Raw genomic sequence first — 17,815 nt, 5'->3', positions numbered from 1 at the left:
GGCGCCGTCAAAGGCGGAATGCCGGTAAAGCGTTCAGCGCTGCCACTTTCTCCCCCGCCGGGCGGAAAGTGATGCGGACCGCCCTATTCTTCCGTCTTGGGTGCCGGTTTTTGCCGGTTGGGATTGGGGCGTTGGTGGCGGCGGTCGATCGAGGAAATCACCCCGCGCAGGGTGCGGATTTCCTGGCTGGAGAACTGGCCGCGCGTCAGCGCCGTGCGCAGATTGTCGATCATGCCGGGGCGCTTTTCCGGCGAGGTGAAGAAGCCGCTTTCGTCCAGGGTGGCTTCCAGCTGCTCGAACATGCCCACCAGCTCGCTGCGCGGCGCCACCTCGTGCAAGAGGCTGCCAAACGGCAGGCTGGCCGCCTGGCCGGACTGGCGCCGCCACTCATAGGCCAGGATCAGCACGGCCTGGGCGATGTTGAGCGAGGCAAAGGCGGGCTCCACCGGCAGGGTGACGATCATGTCGGCCAGCGCCACCTCCTCGTTGAGCAGGCCCCACTTTTCCCGCCCGAACAGCAGGCCGGCCTTTTGCCCGCCCCCGATATGGGCAACCAGCCGCGTGGCGGCTTCGTCGGGGCCGATCACGTCCTTCTGCATGCCGCGCAGCCGCGCCGTGGTGGCATAGACCAGCGTCAGGTCGGCAATGGCTTCCTCGAGCGTCTCGAACACCCGCACCTGCGCTATGACATGGTCGGCGCGCGACGCGGTGGCGATGGCCTTTTCGTTGGGCCAGCCATCGCGCGGCCGCACCAGCCGCAGGTCCCACAGCCCGAAATTGGCCATGGCCCGCGCCGCCGTGCCGATGTTCTCCCCCAATTGGGGTTCACACAGGATCACCGCCGGCGTCGGCAGCAGCTCGATTGCGATGGAAGAATCCGTTCCGGCCATGGTGCCCCACCCTCAGATGGGGCGCACATAGCGTGTTTTGCCGTCCAGAGGCAAATCAGGCGACGCGATGGCGCGGCGGCAGTTCCCGCACCTTGCTCGACTGCTGCCATTCCCGGTCGAGAATGGCAAAATGCAGCTCTTCATCCCACTCGCCCTGGAACAGGGCATGTTCGCGATAATGGGCTTCCAGGCGCATACCCAGTCCCTGCATCAGCTTGATGGAGTGATGGTTGCGGCCGTCCGACCGCACCATGAGACGATGAATGTGGAAGTGCCCGAAGGCCAGGTCGAACAGCGCCGACAGTGCTTCGCGGGCAAAGCCGAAGCCGGCATGGACCGGGTTGATGATGAAGCGCACCTCGCCCTGGCTGGCGGTGGAATCGGTCCAGTGCAGCGATACATGGCCGAGCAGCTGCTGGTCGCTCTTGCGGATCATCGCCAGGGTCAGCGTATCGCCGGCCCGCTGCAGGCTGACATGGCCGGCCATGACCTTGAGCGCTTCGGCCACCTGGTCGCGATCGCGCGTGCGGGTAAAGGCATAGCGCTGCACGGCAGGCAGCACATGATAGTCGCTGAGCGCCTCAAGGTCGCGCCGCTCAAAGCAGCGCAGGACCAGGCGGTCGGTTTCGATGGGCAATGAACGAGACGATTTTGACATGGCGCTGCGCTCCCCGCACGACGGGCGCAATACCCGCCTTATGAGGCCAATAACGTCGGCGCTGATCGCCCGGTTCCTTGTGCGGCCCGAATAACTTGCGCCACGCGCGACCACCGCTGCCGCACCAGCTAGGCCACGCCATCGCCCAGCCGCAGGGCGTGCCACTCCCGCCGCAGCATGGCGTAGATGAACTCCTCGTCCCATTCGCTCTTGAACAAGGCGTGCTCGCGAAAATGCGCCTCGCGCCGCATACCCAGCCGGACCATCAGCCGCCATGACGCGGTATTGCGCACGTCGCAGCGCGCCGATACCCGGTGCATGTCGCCTGGCCCGAAGCCGAGGTCGAGCAGCGCATTGGCCGCCTCGGTGGCATAGCCATGGCCGTGATGAACCGGATCGAAGATCCAGCCCATTTCCCCCTGCCTTGCATCGACGCTGCGCCAGATCAGCGACACCTCGCCGATCAGCGCACTGGTCTCGGTCAGTTCCACGCCCAGCACGATCTTGTCGCCCTCGGCCTGCAGCGCCACCTGGCCGATGCGCTGCTGGATGGCCTCGGCGCAGTCGTCCCGGCTGAGCGGCACGTCGAACAGATAGCGCGCCACATCCTCGCGCCGCCGATAGGCGAACACCCCGTCCACATCGCCTCGGGTGAAGGGACGCAGCCGCAGTCGATCGGTGACAATGGGATAACTGGGAAATAGCGCCATGCCGTCCTCTTCTAGGCGCCTGCACTCTTGCCACTGTGGCCGCCAAAGGCAAGAACCTCACGCTTGCCCGGCGTCGCGCCCCGTGGCAGCTTTCGTGCATGAGCACCTCCCGCCCCAGCATCGATGTAACCGCCGCCTGCGCCTGTGGCGCCATCGGCATGGCCGTGCGTGGCCCGGTAGTGTCGATGCTGCTGTGCGCCTGCCTCGACTGCCAGCGCGCCACAGGCTCGGGCCATGCCAGCGTCGCCCTGGTGCCGCTGGCCGCCCTGGCGCTGACCGGCAAGCCAAAATCCTTTGCCCGCCCCGCCGATTCCGGCGCCATCTTCACGCGGCACTTCTGCCCCGATTGCGGCACGCCGCTTTTTGGCCAGTCATCGCGCGCGCCCGATATCCGCATGCTCCCGGTCGGCTTCTTTGCCGGCCAGAATGCCTGGTTCGCGCCCAATCAGCTGATCTTTGCCCGCAGCCAGCAGACTTGGGACCTGGTCGCCGACCACCTGCCCCGCCACGCCACCTATCGCGAGGGCCGGCCATGAGCATGGCATCGGACGACCTGGCCGACCGCATCCGCCTCTACCTCGCCCATGATCCCCATATCAGCGAGCGCCGCATGTTCGGCGGCATCGCCTTCATGGCGCAGGGCAATATGCTGGTGGGGCCGATGAAGGATGGCGGCCTGCTGGTCCGCTGCGGCAAAGCCGCCTACGAACGGACACTGGCTCTTCCCGGCGCGGCGCCGATGGATTTCACGGGCCGCGCCATGTCCGGCTTCGTGCTGGTCGCGGGCGACGCCATTGAGGACGATGATCGTCTGGCTCAATGGGTCGAGATCGCCCGCGCCTTTGTCAGAACCCTGCCGCCCAAATAGGGCGTGCCGGGTCAGATCCGGCCGAACACCAGCGCCGCATTGACGCCGCCGAAGCCGAACGAGTTTGACAGCGCATAGTCGACGCGTTTTTCCTTGGCCACATTGGGCACCAGGTCGAACTTGTCGGCCAGTTCTTCGGGATCATTCAGGTTGATGGTAGGCGGCAGCACGCCTTCGCGCAGCGCCATGACCGAAACCACGGCCTCGAAGGCCCCGGCGGCACCCAGCATGTGCCCGGTCGCCGACTTGGTCGAGGACACCGCCAGATCCTTGCCGCGGCCGGTAAACACCGCCGACAGGCCGGCGATTTCGGCCGCGTCACCCACGGCGGTCGAGGTGGCGTGGGCGTTGACATAGCCGATCTGCGACTGGTCGATGCCGGCCATGGTCAGCGCATTGCGCATCGCCACCTGGGCGCCGGCGCCATCGGGCGAACCCGAGGTCAGGTGATAGGCATCGGCCGAAGTACCGTATCCGGCCAGGATCGCCAGCGGCGTCGCACCGCGTGCCTTGGCATGGCTGAGCTTTTCGATCACCAGCACGGCCGCGCCTTCGGCCAGCACGAAGCCATCATGGCCCTTGTCGAACGGGCGCGAGGCCTCCTGCGGCCGGTCGTTGAACGAGGTGGCGAGAGCCCGCGAGGCGGCAAAGCCACCCACCGAAATCGGATCGACCGAGCCTTCGGCGCCGCCGACCACGGCCACTTCCGCTTCGCCGGTCATGATCAGGCGCATGCCGTCGCCAATGGCCTGGGCCGAGGCGGCGCAGGCCGTGACGGGCGTGCCGATGGGTCCCCGGAAACCGTGCAGGATGGAGAGCCATCCCGCCGCCAGATTGGCCAGGAAAGACGGGATGGTGAAGGGCGACAGGCGGCGCGCGCCCTTGGTCTGGATGGTTTCCACCGCCCGGCCCATCACTGGCGAACCGCCGACGCCCGAGCCGATAATGGTGGCGGTGGCCTGCTGGTCGGCCAGCTCGGTCGGGTGCCAGTTGGCCTGGTTCAGCGCCTCGGCCGCCGCGGCAATGCCGTACTGGATGAACAGGTCCATCTTCTTGATGTCCTTGCCATCGATGAAGTCGACCGGGTCAAAACCCTCGGGGTCATTGGCCTTGGCCGGCACGAGCCCGGCAATGCTGGCGCCAAAGCCCTCGGTGTCGAAGCGGTCGTTCTGCACCACGCCGCTGCGGCCCGCGATCAGGCGGCCCCACATGACCGGCACGCTCACGCCCAGCGGACTGACAACGCCCATGCCGGTGACAACGATAGGATCGCTCGGATCTGGCTTCAGCATGCACTTGCTCCTGTTCAATTCTCATCTGTGTCCCGGCCTGCCGGGATCGCGTTAAAGCCGTGACAGCTGGCGCAGGGCCGCAATCACGGTCGTAAATTCCGGGTCGTCGAGGGCGGCACGCAAGGCCGATTGCTGTTCCCGCCATTGCGGAATGGCCTCGGCCAGCACCCGGTTCCCCGCCTCGCTCAGCGCACTGACCCGCCCATTGCCCCGCTCGGCCACCGCCGTCGCCACCAGACCGTGCCGTTCCAGCAGCGTCAGATTGCGCGACAGCGTGCTGCGGTCCATGGCGATGGCGCTGGCCAGCTGGGTGACGGATCGCCCCGGATATTCCCGCAGCGAGGTCAGGATGCTGAACTGCGCTGCGGTGATCCCATAGCGCCGCAGATTGCGATCCGCCAGCCGCGTCACGGCGCGTGCCGCCATGCGGGCATTGAGCACAACACACCAGTCAAACTCGCTATTCATGCCCGACAGGTAGGCGTGCATATGCACGGTGTCAACTGGCATGACCCCTTGCCCGATGCCACCTTTGCGCCGTGCCGAACCCAATGCTATAGGGGCGGGGAACACGGCCCGCGGGTCAAGATACGGATTTCAGGGAGATATTTCCGATGAGCAAAATCAAAGTCGCCAACCCGGTCGTCGATCTCGACGGCGACGAGATGACCCGGATCATCTGGCAGGCGATCAAGGACAAGCTCATCCATCCCTATCTCGATCTGCCCATTGAATATTACGACCTCAGCGTCGAAAGCCGCGACGCTACCAACGACCAGATCACCATCGACGCTGCCCATGCCATCCAGAAGCATGGCGTCGGCATCAAATGCGCCACCATCACCCCCGACGAGCAGCGCGTCGAGGAGTTCAAGCTCAAGAAGATGTGGAAGTCGCCCAATGGCACCATCCGCAACATCCTGGGCGGCGTGATCTTCCGCGAGCCCATCATCTGCAAGAACGTACCGCGCCTGGTGCCCGGCTGGACCCAGCCCATCATCGTGGGTCGTCATGCCTTTGGTGACCAGTACAAGGCCACCGACTTCCTGTTCCCCGGCAAGGGCACGCTGACCATCAAGTTCACCGGCGAGGACGGCACGGTCATCGAGCACGAGGTCTACCAGGCCCCCGGCGCCGGCGTGGCCATGGCCATGTACAACCTCGACGATTCGATTCGCGACTTTGCCTATGCCTCGCTGAACTACGCGCTCGACCGCGGCGTGCCCTGCTATCTGTCCACCAAGAACACCATCCTCAAAGCCTATGACGGCCGCTTCAAGGACATCTTCCAGGAGATCTACGAGGCCGAGTTCAAGGAAAAGTACGAAGCCAAGAAGATCTGGTACGAGCACCGCCTGATCGACGACATGGTCGCCTCCGCCCTCAAGTGGAGCGGCGGTTATGTCTGGGCCTGCAAGAACTATGACGGCGACGTGCAGTCCGACATCGTGGCCCAGGGCTTTGGTTCGCTCGGCCTGATGACCTCGGTCCTGGCCACCCCCGACGGCCGCACGGTGGAAGCCGAAGCCGCCCATGGCACCGTGACCCGTCACTACCGCCAGCACCAGGCCGGCAAGGAGACCTCGACCAATTCCACCGCCTCGATCTTTGCCTGGACGCGTGGCCTCGCCCACCGCGCCAAGCTCGACGACAACGAGGCCCTGGCCAAGTTCGCCCTGACGCTGGAAAAGGTCACCGTCGATACCATCGAGGAAGGCAAGATGACCAAGGATCTCAGCCTCCTGGTCGGTCCCGACCAGCCCTGGCTCTCCACCATCGGCTTCCTCGACGCCATCGACCAGAACCTGCAGAAGGCCATGGCGTAAGCCTACGCGCCATCGACAATCTGAAGAGCCGGGCCCTTGAGCCCGGCTTTTTCATGTCGCCTGAATCACCGACCCGCACCGATCAAGCCCGATCGTCGAAAATTATGCGCTGTTCGGCCTTTAAGGCGCCTGGCTGACCGCCCATATCCTGGGCATCGGCAAATCTGACTGCGGGGACACACATGCCAAAACGCATAGCCTCGACCCTTCTTGCAGCCTCGGCGGCCTTGCTGCTGAGCACGACGGCCTTTGCGCAAAGCCGCGACTTTGACCTCACTGGTTTCGATCGGATCGACATCGCCACCGGCCTCGACGCAAGGGTGACGCTGGGCGAAGCCTTCAGCGTCAGCGCACAATCGCGCAGCCAGGATGCGCTCGACAATCTCGAGCTGCGCGTCGTCGACGGCGCGCTGCAGGCCCGCATCGAGCAGAGCTTTCTCGATTTCATCATCGGTGGCGGCCTGGTCGGCATGCTGCTCAGCAGTGGCAATGCCGTCACCGTGGACATCACCCTGCCCGCTTTGGCCGGCGTCTCGGCCAGTTCGGGTGCCGATGTCGACCTCTTGGCCATCCGCGCCGACCAGCTGGCGCTGGACGCTTCCAGCGGCGCCGATATCCGGGCCGAGAACGCCGCCCTGGGCAGCGTGACGATCAAGGCTTCCAGCGGTGCCGATGTCGAGATTGCCGGCAGCGCCGACACGCTGGTGGCGGACGCCTCCAGCGGCGCCGATATCGATGCCGATGACCTCAGGGCCAAGACAGTCACCGCTGCCGGCTCGAGCGGCGCCGGCATCTCGGTCCATGCCACCGCCAGCATTCGGGCCAAAGCCTCCAGTGGCGGCGATATCGACGTCTCGGGCAATCCGGGCAGGCGCGATCTCGACGAATCGAGCGGCGGCAGCATCGACCTCGACGACTGAACCCTTCCACCTTCACAGCCCCGCGCCAGCGGAACTGGCGGTCCTGATCGGGCCGCCAGGCGGCCGCATTGTGACATTGTTGTGACAAACTACCGCCTGGCGACCCTCGGAACGGGCATCGTGTGTTGACGGCGCCGGCCTGAACCTCCCTAATTGACGTAATGGTCAACTTGCCTACGGGAAGGAGGAGTGATTGCCGCAAAGGTCAATCGTCCTGCGGGCAAGACCGGCTGGCGCGTCGCGTCTGCACCGCACTGACCGCATCGGTGACTGAGGAGGAACCACATGAATATCAAACGACGTCTGATCGCCGCCGTGGCCGGATTGGCTGCGACCCTGCCCCTGGTTGGCCTGGCCCATGCCGGCGGGCTTGAGGCCAATGGCTATGATTGGGATCAGCTGTTTGATCCGGCGCCCTATTCGGCCAAGGCCAGCGCCACCTATGTCCATATCGACAAGAACGTGACGCGTCCGGGCGTCGCCGGCACGGTGTCCACAACGCCCGGCCGCGTCCATTACAATACCGGCGTCAAGGCCGACATCTTCGACATGGCCTCGTGCCTCGTGACCGTGCAGAACCCCTTCGGCTCGGATACATCGCGCACCAATGCCTATGCTGCTGCGACCAGCCAGGCCGTCAGCGAATCCATCCGCTCCACCGATACCGGCCTCACCTGCGCCGTCGGCGCCCAGGTCGGTCCCGGCGTCATCAGCGTCATCGCCGGCGTTTCGGCGCAGAATCTCGACTACCAGGCCGCAGTGCCGCTGAGCCTGACCACGAGCACGCCCATTTCCATCAATGGCTGGTCCACCGGCTGGCGCGCCGGCCTGGCCTATGAAATTCCCGAATACGCCCTGCGGGTCAGCGCCATCTATAATGCACCGGTGCACTATACCCTCAACGGCACCGCCTATGGCGGCGCAGCCTCGGCCGACGTCACCACGCCGCAATCCTTTGAACTGCGCGGCCAGACCGGCATTGCCCCCGGCTGGCTGGCTCTGGGTTCGGTGAAATGGATGGACTGGTCCACCCTGCAGCGCCTCACCGTCACCACCATCGGCGCGCCGCTGGTGTCCACCTTCGACTACCGCGACGGCTGGACCGTCACTGCGGGCGTGGGCCACGCCGTCAACGAGCAGCTCAGCGTCGTCGGCACATTGAGCTGGGATCGCGGCACCTCGACGCCCGGCGCCAACGACGTGCTGACCGCCGGCACCCAGACCGATCGCTATGGCGTCGCCCTGGGCGGCAGCTACAACCTCTCCCCCAATGTCCAGCTCACCGGCGGCGTATCGGCCAGCCTGCTCGGCGCCGGCTCCAATGCCCGCGGCGAACGCTGGGACACCGGCTATGTCTATGCCGTCAGCGGCGGGATCAAGGCCTCGTTCTAGAACCCGGCCAAGCCTGCCTGAACAAAGGGGCCGCCCGGCATCGCCCGGGCGGCTCTGGCCTTTCCTGCCGCAGCCTGCCGGGTGTACCGATCGCCGCGTTTCGGCCTTGCTGGCATCGCCGCCGCCCGCTAGCGTGGCGCCATCTCCTGCAATCACTGTGTTTGGGTGTGCCATGCCGGTCGGCGTGATTTATGCGGTCGTCGCCTATTCGGTCTATTCCTGCGGCGACGCGATCATCAAGGGCTTCGGGCAAAACCTGTCGGTCTTCGAGATCGGCTTTTTCATCGCCGTGTTCAGCCTGATCCCGGCCGCTTTCGCCAAGCCGCGCAGCGAGCGCTGGCGCGACAGCTTCAAGCTCCGGGATGCGCGCCTGGTGCATCTGCGCTCGTTCAGCGGCCTCGCCTCCTCGACCCTGGTCACCTATGCTTTCGTCACCATTCCCTTCGCCGAGACCTATTCGCTGGTCTTTCTGATGCCGCTCTTCATCACCGTCATGTCGGTGCTGATCCTCAAGGAACGCGTCGACAGGCTGCGCTGGGCCATGCTCACCCTGGGCTTTCTCGGCGTCATGATGGTGGTGCAACCCGGCTTCCGCGCGCTGGAGCTGGGTCACCTGGCCGCCGTGTGCTGCGCCTTTTTCGGCGCCACCACCACCACGGTGCTGCGCATCATCGCCCCCACCGAAAAGCGCGTCAGCCTGATCGCCCTGCCCGCGCTCTATCTCATCGTGGCCAATGCCGTGCTGATGCTGCCCGGTTTTGTCTGGCCCACGCCCCTGCAGTTTGGCCTGCTGGCCGCCAGTGGCAGCCTGGTCGGCATGGGCCATATCCTGCTCATCGCCGCCACCCGCAATGCCCCGGCCAGCCAGGTGGCGCCGATTCAATATGTGCAGATCGTCTGGGCCATCGGCCTCGGCGCCTTCTTCTTTGCCGAATACCCGGACTTCCTGGCCTATATCGGCCTGGGCGTGGTGGTGCTGTCGGGCCTGGTCAATGTCTTCCTCGACGGCGCCCGCACCCGCATTGCCGGCCGCTTTGCCGAATATCGCGCCAGCCGTCCGGGGCCGCCCTCCAACATCACCGAGGTGCAGGGGCCTGAAATTTAGGCAGCGCCCCTCGACGCTTGCCGCGTCTGCTTGTATGGTACTTTCATTGCCCGAATCCCCTTCTTTCCCGGACTGATCAATGCCGACCGGCGTCCTCCTGGCCTTTCTCGGCTATGCCAGCTTTTCCACGGCTGATGCACTGATCAAGCATATCGGGCCGGGCATGTCGGTCTTCGAGATCGCCTTCTTCACCACCAGCTTTTCCATCCTGCCGCTGCTGCTGAGCAACCGCAACGAGCGCTGGCGCGACCTCTATCGCCTGCGCCACCCCTTTCTGGTGCACCTGCGCTGCGCCACGGCCATCGCCGGCACCGCCTGCGTCATGTATGCCTTCACCCACATTCCCTTTGCCGACGTCTATGCCATCGGCTTTGCCACCCCGATCTTTGTGACGCTGCTGTCGGTATTGCTCCTCAAGGAGCATGTGAGCCCGCAGCGCTGGCTGCTGCTGTTCCTGTGCTTTGTCGGCGTCGTCGTGGTCATCCGTCCCGGCCTGCGGGCGCTGGAAACCGGCCATTTCGTCATCATGTTCGGCGCCTGCCTGGGCGCCATTACCACAATCATCCTGCGCCATGTCGCGCCCACCGAGCGGCGCGTCAGCCTGGTCGGCCTGCAGGTGCTCTATTCGGCCTTGGTCAACGGCCTGCTGATGCTGCCCGGCTTCGTCATGCCCAACCTGCTGCAGCTGGCCATCTTCCTCGGCATCGGCCTGCTGGGCGGCCTGGGCGGCCTGCTGCTGATCGCGGCCACCAAGACCACGCCGGCCAACCTGATCGCCCCCGTGCAATATAGCCAGCTGATCTGGGCCATCCTGTTCGGCGCTGCTTTGTTTGGCGAATATCCCGACTGGATCGCCATTATCGGCATGCTCATCGTCGTCACCAGCGGCCTGCTCAACGTGCTGAGCGACCGCCGGCCGATGCGCTGGAAGCCACGACTCTTCTTCTTCCGCACCGGCATGTAGGCATCGGCAGGGTCGCGCTAGTACATCGAGGTCCGGTAATCGGCCTCCAGATCGTCATCCAGCTTGCGCATTGCTGCTGCGTCACCGGGCGCGCCCGTGGTCTGGTCCAGCAGGATCTGCATCAGTGACGCCATCTCGACGCGATCCTGGAAGTGGCGCGGGTCCCACAGGTGGGCGCGCCGGAAGGCCTTGGCGCAATGCAGGAAGGCCTCCTCCACCTTGACCACGATGGCGACCCGGGGCAGCCGGTCATTCACCCGCATGCTCTCGAGCAGGTCCGGCTCGGTCACCACGCTGGCTTTGCCGTTCACCCGCAGCGTGTCGTCAAAGCCCGGAATGAGGAAGAGCAGGCCGACACTGGGATTGGCGATGATGTTGACCAGGCTGTCGAGCCGGTTATTGCCCGGCCGGTCCGGTATCGCCAGGGTCTGCGCGTCAAGGATGCGGACAAATCCCACCGGGTCGCCGCGCGGGCTGACATCGGCCCGGCCAGACGCACTTTGTGTCCCCAGACACAGGAAGGGCGAGCGCCGGATAAAGGCCTGGGCATGCGCATCGAGAAACGGCTGGCTCTTCAGCGCCGCCAGCGTGTGAGTATCCGGAAACAGCGCCCGCAGCGCTGCTTCGTCGCCGATGACTTGTTCCGGCCTGGCCGCAAAATCTCCCATCCCCGCCTCCCCCGGCTTGGTCCTGACCTGATCTCCCGCTCAGGCCTTACTTTGAGGTACGTACCTCACATTGGCCATCTAAGCAGATTTGACGGGACCAGCAAGAGGGTATTGCCTTCTGCCACCCATCGCCCTCGGCGCCTGCCCAAAAGCAAAAGGCCCCCGCTTTGCGGGAGCCTTTGCATGGATTTTATCGATATCTGCTAGAGCAGCGCACGGATCGCGGCCAGGGCTTCGTCGGCCTTGCTGCCATCGGGACCGCCGGCCTGGGCCATGTCCGGCCGTCCGCCACCGCCCTGCCCGCCCAGCACGGCCGAACCGGCCCGCACCAGCTCGACGGCCGAAGCCTTGTCCAGCAGGTCTTCGGTCACGCCGACGGCCAGGCCCGCCTTGCCATCCTCGGTCACCCCGACAATGGCGATCACCGCCGAGCCGACCTGCTTCTTGGTCTGATCGACCAGGCCGCGCAGGTCCTTGGGCTGCAGGCCCTCGACGACGCGGCCGACAAAGGCGACGCCATTGACGATCTCGGGCCCGGCCACCTGCTCGCTGCCGCCGCCCATGGCCAGCTTCTGCTTGGCGTCGCTCAGCGCCTTCTCGCTGCGCTTGAGCTGCTCCTGCAGCGCCGCAATGCGATCGAGCACTTCATGGCTGCCGGCCCGCAACAGACCGGCTGCCGCGTCGACAATGGCCACATTGGTATTGCCGCGATGCCGCGCCGCCGTGCCGGTCAGCGCCTCGATGCGACGCACCCCGGCGCCGACGGCACTTTCCGCGACGATCGAGACCAAGCCGATATCGCCGGTGCGGCGCACATGCGTGCCGCCGCAGAGCTCGACCGACCAGCCCAGGCCATTGCCGGTTGGCGCGCCCATGGCCACGACGCGGACCTCATCGCCATATTTTTCGCCGAACAGGGCGCGGGCGCCCGATTCCTTGGCTTCGTCGACGCCCATCAGCCGTGTTTCGACCGGGGTATTCTGGAGCACGATGGCATTGGCAATGTCTTCGACCTGCGCCATTTCCTGCGGCGTCACCGGCTTGGTATGCACGAAATCGAAGCGCAGCCGGTCGGGCGAGACCATCGAGCCCTTCTGCGCGACGTGATCGCCCAGCACCAGGCGCAGCGCCTCATGCAGCAGATGCGTCGCCGAATGGTTCGAGCGGATCGCCGAGCGGCGCGCGTGATCGACCACCAGGGTGATCGGCTGGCCCAGCTTGAGCGTCCCCTCGCTCACCGTAACCTGGTGGGCGAAGACTCCGTGGAATTTCTGCGTGTCGTTGACGGTGGCGGCAAGACCCTCGCCCTTGAGCACGCCGCTGTCGCCGACCTGGCCGCCGCTCTCGCCATAAAACGGCGTTTGGTTGACCACGACAAAGCCAGTCTCGCCGGCACCAAGGCTCTCGACTTCCGCGCCGTCGCGGATCAGCGCCTTGATCTCGGCTTCGGCACTTTCGGTTTCATAGCCGAGGAACTCGGTCGGTCCATGCTTGTCGGCCAGGCTGAACCAGACCGTGTCGGTGGCCGCGCCGCCGGCGCCCGACCAGCTCTTGCGCGCCTCGGCCTTCTGCGCCGCCATGGCGGCGTCAAAGCCGGGCTGATCGACGCTGATGCCGCGCAGCCGCAGCGCGTCCTGCGTCAGATCGAGCGGGAAGCCATAGGTGTCGTAAAGCTTGAAGGCCGCGGTGCCGTCGAGCACGGCGCCCTCGCCCATATCCCTGGTTTCGTCAGCCAGGATCTGCAGGCCCCGGCCCAGCGTCTTGAGGAAGCGCCCTTCCTCAAGCTTGACCGTTTCGGCAATCATGGCTTCGCCGCTGCGCAACTCGGGATAGGCCTGGCCCATCTCGCGCACCAGGGTGGGCACCAGCTTGTAGATCACCGGCTCTTCCGAACCGAGCAGCGTGGCATGCCGCATGGCGCGGCGCATGATCCGCCGCAGCACATAGCCACGGCCTTCATTGGAGGGCAGCACGCCCTCGGCAATCAGGAAGCTCATCGAGCGCAGGTGATCGGCGATGACGCGCAGGCTGCGATTGCCCTCGCCCTGCACGTCGACCCCGGTGGCCGCAGCGGCGGCGCCGATCAGCGCCTTGAACAGGTCGATATCGTAATTGTCATGCACGCCCTGCATCACCGCCGCGACACGCTCGATGCCCATGCCGGTATCGATCGAGGGACGCGGCAGGCTGGAGCGGTCACCATTGGCCTGCTGCTCATACTGCATGAACACCAGGTTCCAGATCTCGATCCAGCGATCGCCATCTTCCTCGGCCGAGCCCGGCGGGCCGCCCCAGACCTTGTCGCCATGGTCATAGAAGATTTCCGAGCACGGACCGCACGGCCCGGTATCGCCCATCTGCCAGAAGTTGGACTTGGCGCCGAGCCGCACGATGCGATCCTCGGAAAGTCCGGCAATCTTCTTCCACAGCGCCATGGCCTCGTCATCATCCTGATAGATGGTGACCATCAGCTTCTCTGCCGGCAGATCCCACTCCTTGGTGAGCAGGTTCCAGGCCAGTTCGATCGCCTCTTCCTTGAAATAGTCGCCGAACGAGAAATTGCCCAGCATCTCGAAGAAGGTGTGGTGGCGGGCGGTGAAGCCCACATTGTCGAGGTCATTATGCTTGCCGCCGGCGCGCACGCATTTCTGCGCCGAGACAGCGCGTGAATAGGGGCGCTTTTCCACCCCGGTAAAGGTGTTCTTGAACTGCACCATGCCCGCATTGGTGAACATCAGCGTCGGATCATTGCGCGGCACCAGCGGGCTTGACGCCACGGCCTCATGGCCATTGCGCACAAAATACTGGGAAAAACTCGAACGCAGGTCATTAACGCTGGTCATGGACGGACTTTCATTCGGGAGAATGGCACGGGCGCGCCGCGGAGGTCGGCTGGCTTTCTATCGCGTGGCCTGCCGGAATGTCCAGCATTGCGGCGGCATTGCGGTAAACCCCATCCCTCGCGCCCCGGGGTGCCGGCAGCCGGCCACGCCGGATCACCCCGACACCACCCAGACAAAAAAGAGGCATCGCTCGCGCGATGCCCCTCAAAATACCCTGCATGGGAAGAATGATGTTGGACCCAGACCTATTCGTCGGCGCCCGCCGCGTCGTCACCACCGGCGACCAGCAGCACTTCGCCGAGCAGACCCGAGCTTTCGCGCACGCTCTGCTCGATGGCATTGGCCGCCGCCGGATTGTCCTTGAGATATTGCCGCGCATTTTCGCGGCCCTGGCCCAGCCGCTGGCTGTCCCAGGAGAACCAGGCCCCGGCCTTTTCCACGACGCCGGCCTTGACGCCCAGATCGAGCAGTTCGCCGGTCTTGGAAATGCCTTCGCCATACATGATGTCGAACTCGACCTGACGGAAGGGAGGGGCCAGCTTGTTCTTGACCACCTTGACGCGCGTCTGGTTGCCGACGATCTCTTCGCGATCCTTGAGCGCGCCAATGCGGCGGATATCGAGGCGCACCGAGGCATAGAATTTCAGCGCATTGCCGCCCGTCGTCGTCTCGGGCGAGCCATACATCACGCCGATCTTCATGCGGATCTGGTTGATGAAAATGACCAGGCACTTGGACTTGGAGATCGAGCCGGTCAGCTTGCGCATGGCCTGGCTCATCAGGCGGGCCTGCAGGCCCGGCAGTGAATCGCCCATTTCGCCTTCGAGCTCGGCCCGCGGCGTCAGCGCCGCCACCGAATCGATGACCAGCACGTCGATGGCGCCGCTGCGCACCAGCGTATCGGTGATTTCGAGCGCCTGCTCGCCGGCATCGGGCTGCGAGATCAGCAGGTCATCGACATTGACGCCCAGCTTGCGGGCATAGATCGGGTCGAGCGCATGCTCGGCATCGACAAAGGCGCAGATGCCGCCGGCCTTCTGGGCCTCGGCAATCACATGCAGGGCCAGAGTGGTCTTGCCCGAGCTTTCCGGCCCGAAAATCTCGACGATACGGCCCTTGGGTAGGCCGCCAATGCCCAGCGCAATGTCGAGGCCGAGCGAACCGGTCGAGATCGATTCGACTTCAATCGCCGCTGCCTCGCCCAGGCGCATGATCGAACCCTTGCCGAAATTGCGCTCGATCTGGCTGAGCGCCGCGGCAAGTGCCTTGTCCTTATCCATCGATCCACCTTCAACAACACGAAGCGACGCGTTAGCCATCAATTCTCTCCTTATTCCACGCTCCGGAGGGCGGCGCAACGCGCGGATGCCTGAGCTGGGGGTGCATACAATGTGCTTTATTTGTTCTCATATTGTTCCCGTCTCGTCAATGGACAAAATGAGAACATCGGCCACTTCTTCACCTGGGCCGCCATAGAATCGGCCAGCCGGCACGGACGTGCCGCATAAGTATGATTTTTGCACTTGCGTCAGGGGGCCATGTTGCGTTTTATGCCCGCAATCGTGCCCTCGGGGCCTTGTTGCGCAGGAGCCGCGCCGTGAATCTCATCCAGTTCTTCGATCTCAATGGCCATCGCGCCGTGGCTGCCGTGCAGGACGGGGTGGCCCGGACCGTCAATGACACCGCCAGTGTCTATGAGCTGACCATTGCCGCGCTCTCCAGCCATGGCGGCCTTGGCGCCCTGATCGCCACCCGCGGCCTGGGCGACACCGTCGATCGCGCCGCCATCCTGGCGGAGGGCCGCATGCTCTCGCCCATCGACCACCCTGATCCGGCTCATCTCTATGTCACCGGCACCGGCCTCACCCATCTCGGCTCGGCGGCCACCCGCGACGCCATGCACAAGGCCAGCGGCAGCAAGCCGGCGGGCGAGCTCACCGATTCGATGAAGATGTTCCAGATGGGTCTCGAACACGGCAAGCCCACCGATGGCGGCCATGGCGTGCAGCCGGAATGGTTCTACAAAGGCAATGGCTATACCGTGGCCCGCCCCGGCCACCCCATTGTCTCCCCCGGCTTTGCCCTGGACGCCGGCGAAGAGCCCGAGATTGCCGGCATCTATGTCATCGACCAGAACGGCCAGCCGCGCCGCCTCGGCTTTGTCCTGGCCAATGAATTCTCCGATCACGTCACCGAGCGGATGAACTATCTCTACCTAGCTCATTCCAAGCTGCGCGCCTGTTCCTTCGGCCCCGAACTGCGCCTGGGCGACCTGCCGAGCCATGTCGAGGGCACCTCGCGCATCTGGCGCGACGGCAAGGTGCTGTGGGAAAAGCCCTTCGTCTCCGGCGAGGACAATATGAGCCACACCATCGCCAATCTCGAATATCACCACTTCAAGTATGAGCTGTTCCGCAATCCCGGCGATGTGCATGTCCATTGCTTCGGCACCGCGACGCTGAGCTTTGCCGATGGCATTGCCACGCAGCCGAATGACATTTTCGAGCTCGAGGCCGCCCCCTTCGGCGCCGCTTTGCGCAACCCGCTGCGCCAGCAGGACGAGCATCCGCTGATCATCGGCAATGTCTATTAGGCCGTGAGGCGCTTGCTCCCTCGTCACTAACATGTCAGCTTCCTCTCGCTTTGCAGCGGGGGGAATAAATGGCACGCACATTCGAAAGACGCCGGATCGGCCGGACCGATCTGGAGATCACCACGCTGGGCCTGGGCGGCGCCAGTCTAGCCGGCATCTTCTCTGCCGTGCCCGCCGATCAGGCCCGTGCCACCGTCAGCCACGCGCTCGATCACGGCCTGACCTATCTCGACACCGCCCCCCAATATGGCCTCGGGCGCTCCGAGCACCTGGTGGGCGACGTGCTCCGTTCCCGCCGCAGCCAGGCCGTGCTCTCCACCAAGGTGGGCCGCCTGCTCAAGCCGGTCGATCCCGCCATGCAGGACAAGGGCAACTGGGTCGACCCCCTGCCCTTCGACCAGCTCTATGATTATACCTATGACGGCGTGATGCGCTCGTTCGAGGACAGCCTGCAGCGGCTGGGCCTCAACCGCGTCGACATCCTCTATGTCCACGACATCGGCACCGCCACCCATGGCACGGCCAACGCGGCCTATTGGGCGCAGCTGGCCGGCGGCGGCTACCGCGCCCTGCGCGAACTGCGCGACGCCGGCGTGATCGGCGCCATTGGCCTGGGCGTCAATGAATGGGAAGTGTTGATGGACGCCCTGGCGCTGGGCGACTGGGATGTCTTCCTCCTGGCCGGGCGCTATACCCTGCTCGAGCAGACCGCGCTCGCCCCTTTCATGACCACCTGCGCCCAGCGCGGCGCGTCCGTGGTGGTCGGCGGGCCATTCAATTCGGGTATTCTGGTGGGCGGCGACAAATTCAACTACGCTAGGGCGCCCGACGCAGTCGTGGCCCGCGTCAGGGCCATCGAGGCGGTGTGCCAGAGCTTCAACGTGCCGCTGCCGGCTGCCGCGCTGCAGTTCCCGCTCACCCATCCGGTGGTGTGCAATGTCCTGCCCGGGCCGCGTTCGCCGGCTGAGCTCGACGGCATTCTCGACTGGTGGGACATCACCATACCGCACGACCTCTGGACCAGCCTGGCCGCCCAGGGCCTCTTGGCCTCCGGCACGCCCATTCCCGGCGGCGTGGCCTGAGTGC

The 17,815-nt window shown here is 65.0% G+C and carries 17 protein-coding genes; 9 read left to right on the top strand and 8 right to left on the bottom strand.

Annotation, left to right across the window (positions count from 1 at the left end):
• Positions 1 to 83: 83 nt before the first annotated feature.
• The 3 genes from AC4NN3_RS09385 to AC4NN3_RS09375 all read right to left on the bottom strand — a co-directional run bounded on the left by AC4NN3_RS09385 (position 84) and on the right by AC4NN3_RS09375 (position 2,258).
• Positions 84 to 890 carry an RNA methyltransferase gene (locus AC4NN3_RS09385; protein WP_491926829.1) on the bottom strand — a complete coding sequence of 269 codons (807 nt, stop codon included), beginning with the start codon at positions 888 to 890 and terminating at the stop codon, positions 84 to 86.
• Between the two features lie 55 nt (positions 891 to 945).
• Positions 946 to 1,548, bottom strand: coding sequence for a GNAT family N-acetyltransferase (locus tag AC4NN3_RS09380; protein WP_193335364.1), 603 nt, complete (start codon positions 1,546 to 1,548; stop codon positions 946 to 948).
• Positions 1,549 to 1,676: 128 nt separating this feature from the next.
• Positions 1,677 to 2,258: a GNAT family N-acetyltransferase gene (locus AC4NN3_RS09375; RefSeq protein ID WP_491926828.1), complete on the bottom strand. Its 582-nt coding sequence runs from the start codon at positions 2,256 to 2,258 to the stop codon at positions 1,677 to 1,679.
• Between the two features lie 98 nt (positions 2,259 to 2,356).
• Here AC4NN3_RS09375 and AC4NN3_RS09370 point away from each other — a divergent pair, with 98 nt between their 5' ends.
• Entirely contained in the window at positions 2,357 to 2,794 is a 438-nt protein-coding gene (locus tag AC4NN3_RS09370) for a GFA family protein (protein WP_491926827.1), read from the top strand.
• Complete coding sequence (locus AC4NN3_RS09365) at positions 2,791 to 3,126, top strand: TfoX/Sxy family protein (protein WP_491926826.1); 336 nt, start codon at positions 2,791 to 2,793, stop codon at positions 3,124 to 3,126. Before AC4NN3_RS09370 ends, AC4NN3_RS09365 begins: the two co-directional genes overlap by 4 nt.
• 11 nt (positions 3,127 to 3,137) lie before the next feature.
• Here AC4NN3_RS09365 and fabF read toward each other — a convergent pair whose 3' ends face one another.
• A complete protein-coding gene (gene fabF / locus AC4NN3_RS09360; RefSeq protein ID WP_491926825.1) occupies positions 3,138 to 4,418 on the bottom strand; it encodes a beta-ketoacyl-ACP synthase II in 1,281 nt (426 codons plus the stop codon).
• 51 nt (positions 4,419 to 4,469) lie between these two features.
• Positions 4,470 to 4,928 carry a MarR family winged helix-turn-helix transcriptional regulator gene (locus AC4NN3_RS09355; RefSeq protein WP_491926824.1) on the bottom strand — a complete coding sequence of 153 codons (459 nt, stop codon included), beginning with the start codon at positions 4,926 to 4,928 and terminating at the stop codon, positions 4,470 to 4,472.
• A gap of 104 nt (positions 4,929 to 5,032) precedes the next feature.
• Here AC4NN3_RS09355 and AC4NN3_RS09350 point away from each other — a divergent pair, with 104 nt between their 5' ends.
• The 5 genes from AC4NN3_RS09350 to AC4NN3_RS09330 all read left to right on the top strand — a co-directional run bounded on the left by AC4NN3_RS09350 (position 5,033) and on the right by AC4NN3_RS09330 (position 10,625).
• Positions 5,033 to 6,244 (top strand): NADP-dependent isocitrate dehydrogenase, encoded by a 1,212-nt coding sequence (locus AC4NN3_RS09350; RefSeq protein WP_491926823.1) that lies wholly within the window; start codon positions 5,033 to 5,035, stop codon positions 6,242 to 6,244.
• Between the two features lie 182 nt (positions 6,245 to 6,426).
• Positions 6,427 to 7,164: a head GIN domain-containing protein gene (locus AC4NN3_RS09345; protein ID WP_491926822.1), complete on the top strand. Its 738-nt coding sequence runs from the start codon at positions 6,427 to 6,429 to the stop codon at positions 7,162 to 7,164.
• Positions 7,165 to 7,449: 285 nt separating this feature from the next.
• The gene (locus AC4NN3_RS09340; protein ID WP_491926821.1) at positions 7,450 to 8,556 is read left to right on the top strand and encodes an OmpP1/FadL family transporter; all 1,107 of its coding nucleotides are present in this window, start codon (positions 7,450 to 7,452) and stop codon (positions 8,554 to 8,556) included.
• 172 nt (positions 8,557 to 8,728) lie between these two features.
• On the top strand, positions 8,729 to 9,661 hold the full coding sequence (locus AC4NN3_RS09335) for a DMT family transporter (protein ID WP_491926820.1): 933 nt from the start codon (positions 8,729 to 8,731) through the stop codon (positions 9,659 to 9,661).
• A gap of 79 nt (positions 9,662 to 9,740) precedes the next feature.
• Complete coding sequence (locus AC4NN3_RS09330; RefSeq protein WP_491926819.1) at positions 9,741 to 10,625, top strand: DMT family transporter; 885 nt, start codon at positions 9,741 to 9,743, stop codon at positions 10,623 to 10,625.
• A gap of 17 nt (positions 10,626 to 10,642) precedes the next feature.
• On the opposite strand, the gene AC4NN3_RS09325 is transcribed toward AC4NN3_RS09330, so the two are convergent.
• The 3 genes from AC4NN3_RS09325 to recA all read right to left on the bottom strand — a co-directional run bounded on the left by AC4NN3_RS09325 (position 10,643) and on the right by recA (position 15,455).
• Positions 10,643 to 11,293 (bottom strand): pyridoxamine 5'-phosphate oxidase family protein, encoded by a 651-nt coding sequence (locus AC4NN3_RS09325; protein WP_491926818.1) that lies wholly within the window; start codon positions 11,291 to 11,293, stop codon positions 10,643 to 10,645.
• Positions 11,294 to 11,496: 203 nt separating this feature from the next.
• The gene (alaS, locus tag AC4NN3_RS09320) at positions 11,497 to 14,136 is read right to left on the bottom strand and encodes an alanine--tRNA ligase (RefSeq protein WP_491926817.1); all 2,640 of its coding nucleotides are present in this window, start codon (positions 14,134 to 14,136) and stop codon (positions 11,497 to 11,499) included.
• 245 nt (positions 14,137 to 14,381) lie between these two features.
• Positions 14,382 to 15,455, bottom strand: a complete 1,074-nt coding sequence (gene recA, locus AC4NN3_RS09315) for a recombinase RecA (protein ID WP_491926816.1) — start codon at positions 15,453 to 15,455, stop codon at positions 14,382 to 14,384.
• 278 nt (positions 15,456 to 15,733) lie between these two features.
• Between recA and araD1 the strand changes: the two genes are divergently transcribed.
• Positions 15,734 to 16,729: an AraD1 family protein gene (araD1, locus tag AC4NN3_RS09310; RefSeq protein WP_491926815.1), complete on the top strand. Its 996-nt coding sequence runs from the start codon at positions 15,734 to 15,736 to the stop codon at positions 16,727 to 16,729.
• A gap of 68 nt (positions 16,730 to 16,797) precedes the next feature.
• Positions 16,798 to 17,811: an aldo/keto reductase gene (locus AC4NN3_RS09305; RefSeq protein ID WP_491926814.1), complete on the top strand. Its 1,014-nt coding sequence runs from the start codon at positions 16,798 to 16,800 to the stop codon at positions 17,809 to 17,811.
• The last annotated feature ends 4 nt before the right edge of the window (positions 17,812 to 17,815 follow it).

It is taken from the genome of Devosia sp. MDV22-iso42, assembly GCF_058629155.1.
Note: the sequence above shows the minus strand (reverse complement) of the source record. Positions and strands in the feature narration are given on the sequence as shown.

What these genes read in the sequence shown, in the direction of transcription:
- fabF (WP_491926825.1), bottom strand. Translation starts at nt 4,418, where the DNA reads ATGCTGAAGCCAGATCCGAGCGATCCTATCGTTGTCACCGGCATGGGC.
- AC4NN3_RS09350 (WP_491926823.1), top strand. Translation starts at nt 5,033, where the DNA reads ATGAGCAAAATCAAAGTCGCCAACCCGGTCGTCGATCTCGACGGCGAC.
- AC4NN3_RS09385 (WP_491926829.1), bottom strand. Translation starts at nt 890, where the DNA reads ATGGCCGGAACGGATTCTTCCATCGCAATCGAGCTGCTGCCGACGCCG.
- AC4NN3_RS09365 (WP_491926826.1), top strand. Translation starts at nt 2,791, where the DNA reads ATGAGCATGGCATCGGACGACCTGGCCGACCGCATCCGCCTCTACCTC.
- AC4NN3_RS09355 (WP_491926824.1), bottom strand. Translation starts at nt 4,928, where the DNA reads ATGCCAGTTGACACCGTGCATATGCACGCCTACCTGTCGGGCATGAAT.
- recA (WP_491926816.1), bottom strand. Translation starts at nt 15,455, where the DNA reads ATGGCTAACGCGTCGCTTCGTGTTGTTGAAGGTGGATCGATGGATAAG.
- AC4NN3_RS09345 (WP_491926822.1), top strand. Translation starts at nt 6,427, where the DNA reads ATGCCAAAACGCATAGCCTCGACCCTTCTTGCAGCCTCGGCGGCCTTG.
- alaS (WP_491926817.1), bottom strand. Translation starts at nt 14,136, where the DNA reads ATGACCAGCGTTAATGACCTGCGTTCGAGTTTTTCCCAGTATTTTGTG.
- AC4NN3_RS09330 (WP_491926819.1), top strand. Translation starts at nt 9,741, where the DNA reads ATGCCGACCGGCGTCCTCCTGGCCTTTCTCGGCTATGCCAGCTTTTCC.
- AC4NN3_RS09325 (WP_491926818.1), bottom strand. Translation starts at nt 11,293, where the DNA reads ATGGGAGATTTTGCGGCCAGGCCGGAACAAGTCATCGGCGACGAAGCA.
- AC4NN3_RS09340 (WP_491926821.1), top strand. Translation starts at nt 7,450, where the DNA reads ATGAATATCAAACGACGTCTGATCGCCGCCGTGGCCGGATTGGCTGCG.
- AC4NN3_RS09370 (WP_491926827.1), top strand. Translation starts at nt 2,357, where the DNA reads ATGAGCACCTCCCGCCCCAGCATCGATGTAACCGCCGCCTGCGCCTGT.
- AC4NN3_RS09335 (WP_491926820.1), top strand. Translation starts at nt 8,729, where the DNA reads ATGCCGGTCGGCGTGATTTATGCGGTCGTCGCCTATTCGGTCTATTCC.
- AC4NN3_RS09375 (WP_491926828.1), bottom strand. Translation starts at nt 2,258, where the DNA reads ATGGCGCTATTTCCCAGTTATCCCATTGTCACCGATCGACTGCGGCTG.
- AC4NN3_RS09305 (WP_491926814.1), top strand. Translation starts at nt 16,798, where the DNA reads ATGGCACGCACATTCGAAAGACGCCGGATCGGCCGGACCGATCTGGAG.
- AC4NN3_RS09380 (WP_193335364.1), bottom strand. Translation starts at nt 1,548, where the DNA reads ATGTCAAAATCGTCTCGTTCATTGCCCATCGAAACCGACCGCCTGGTC.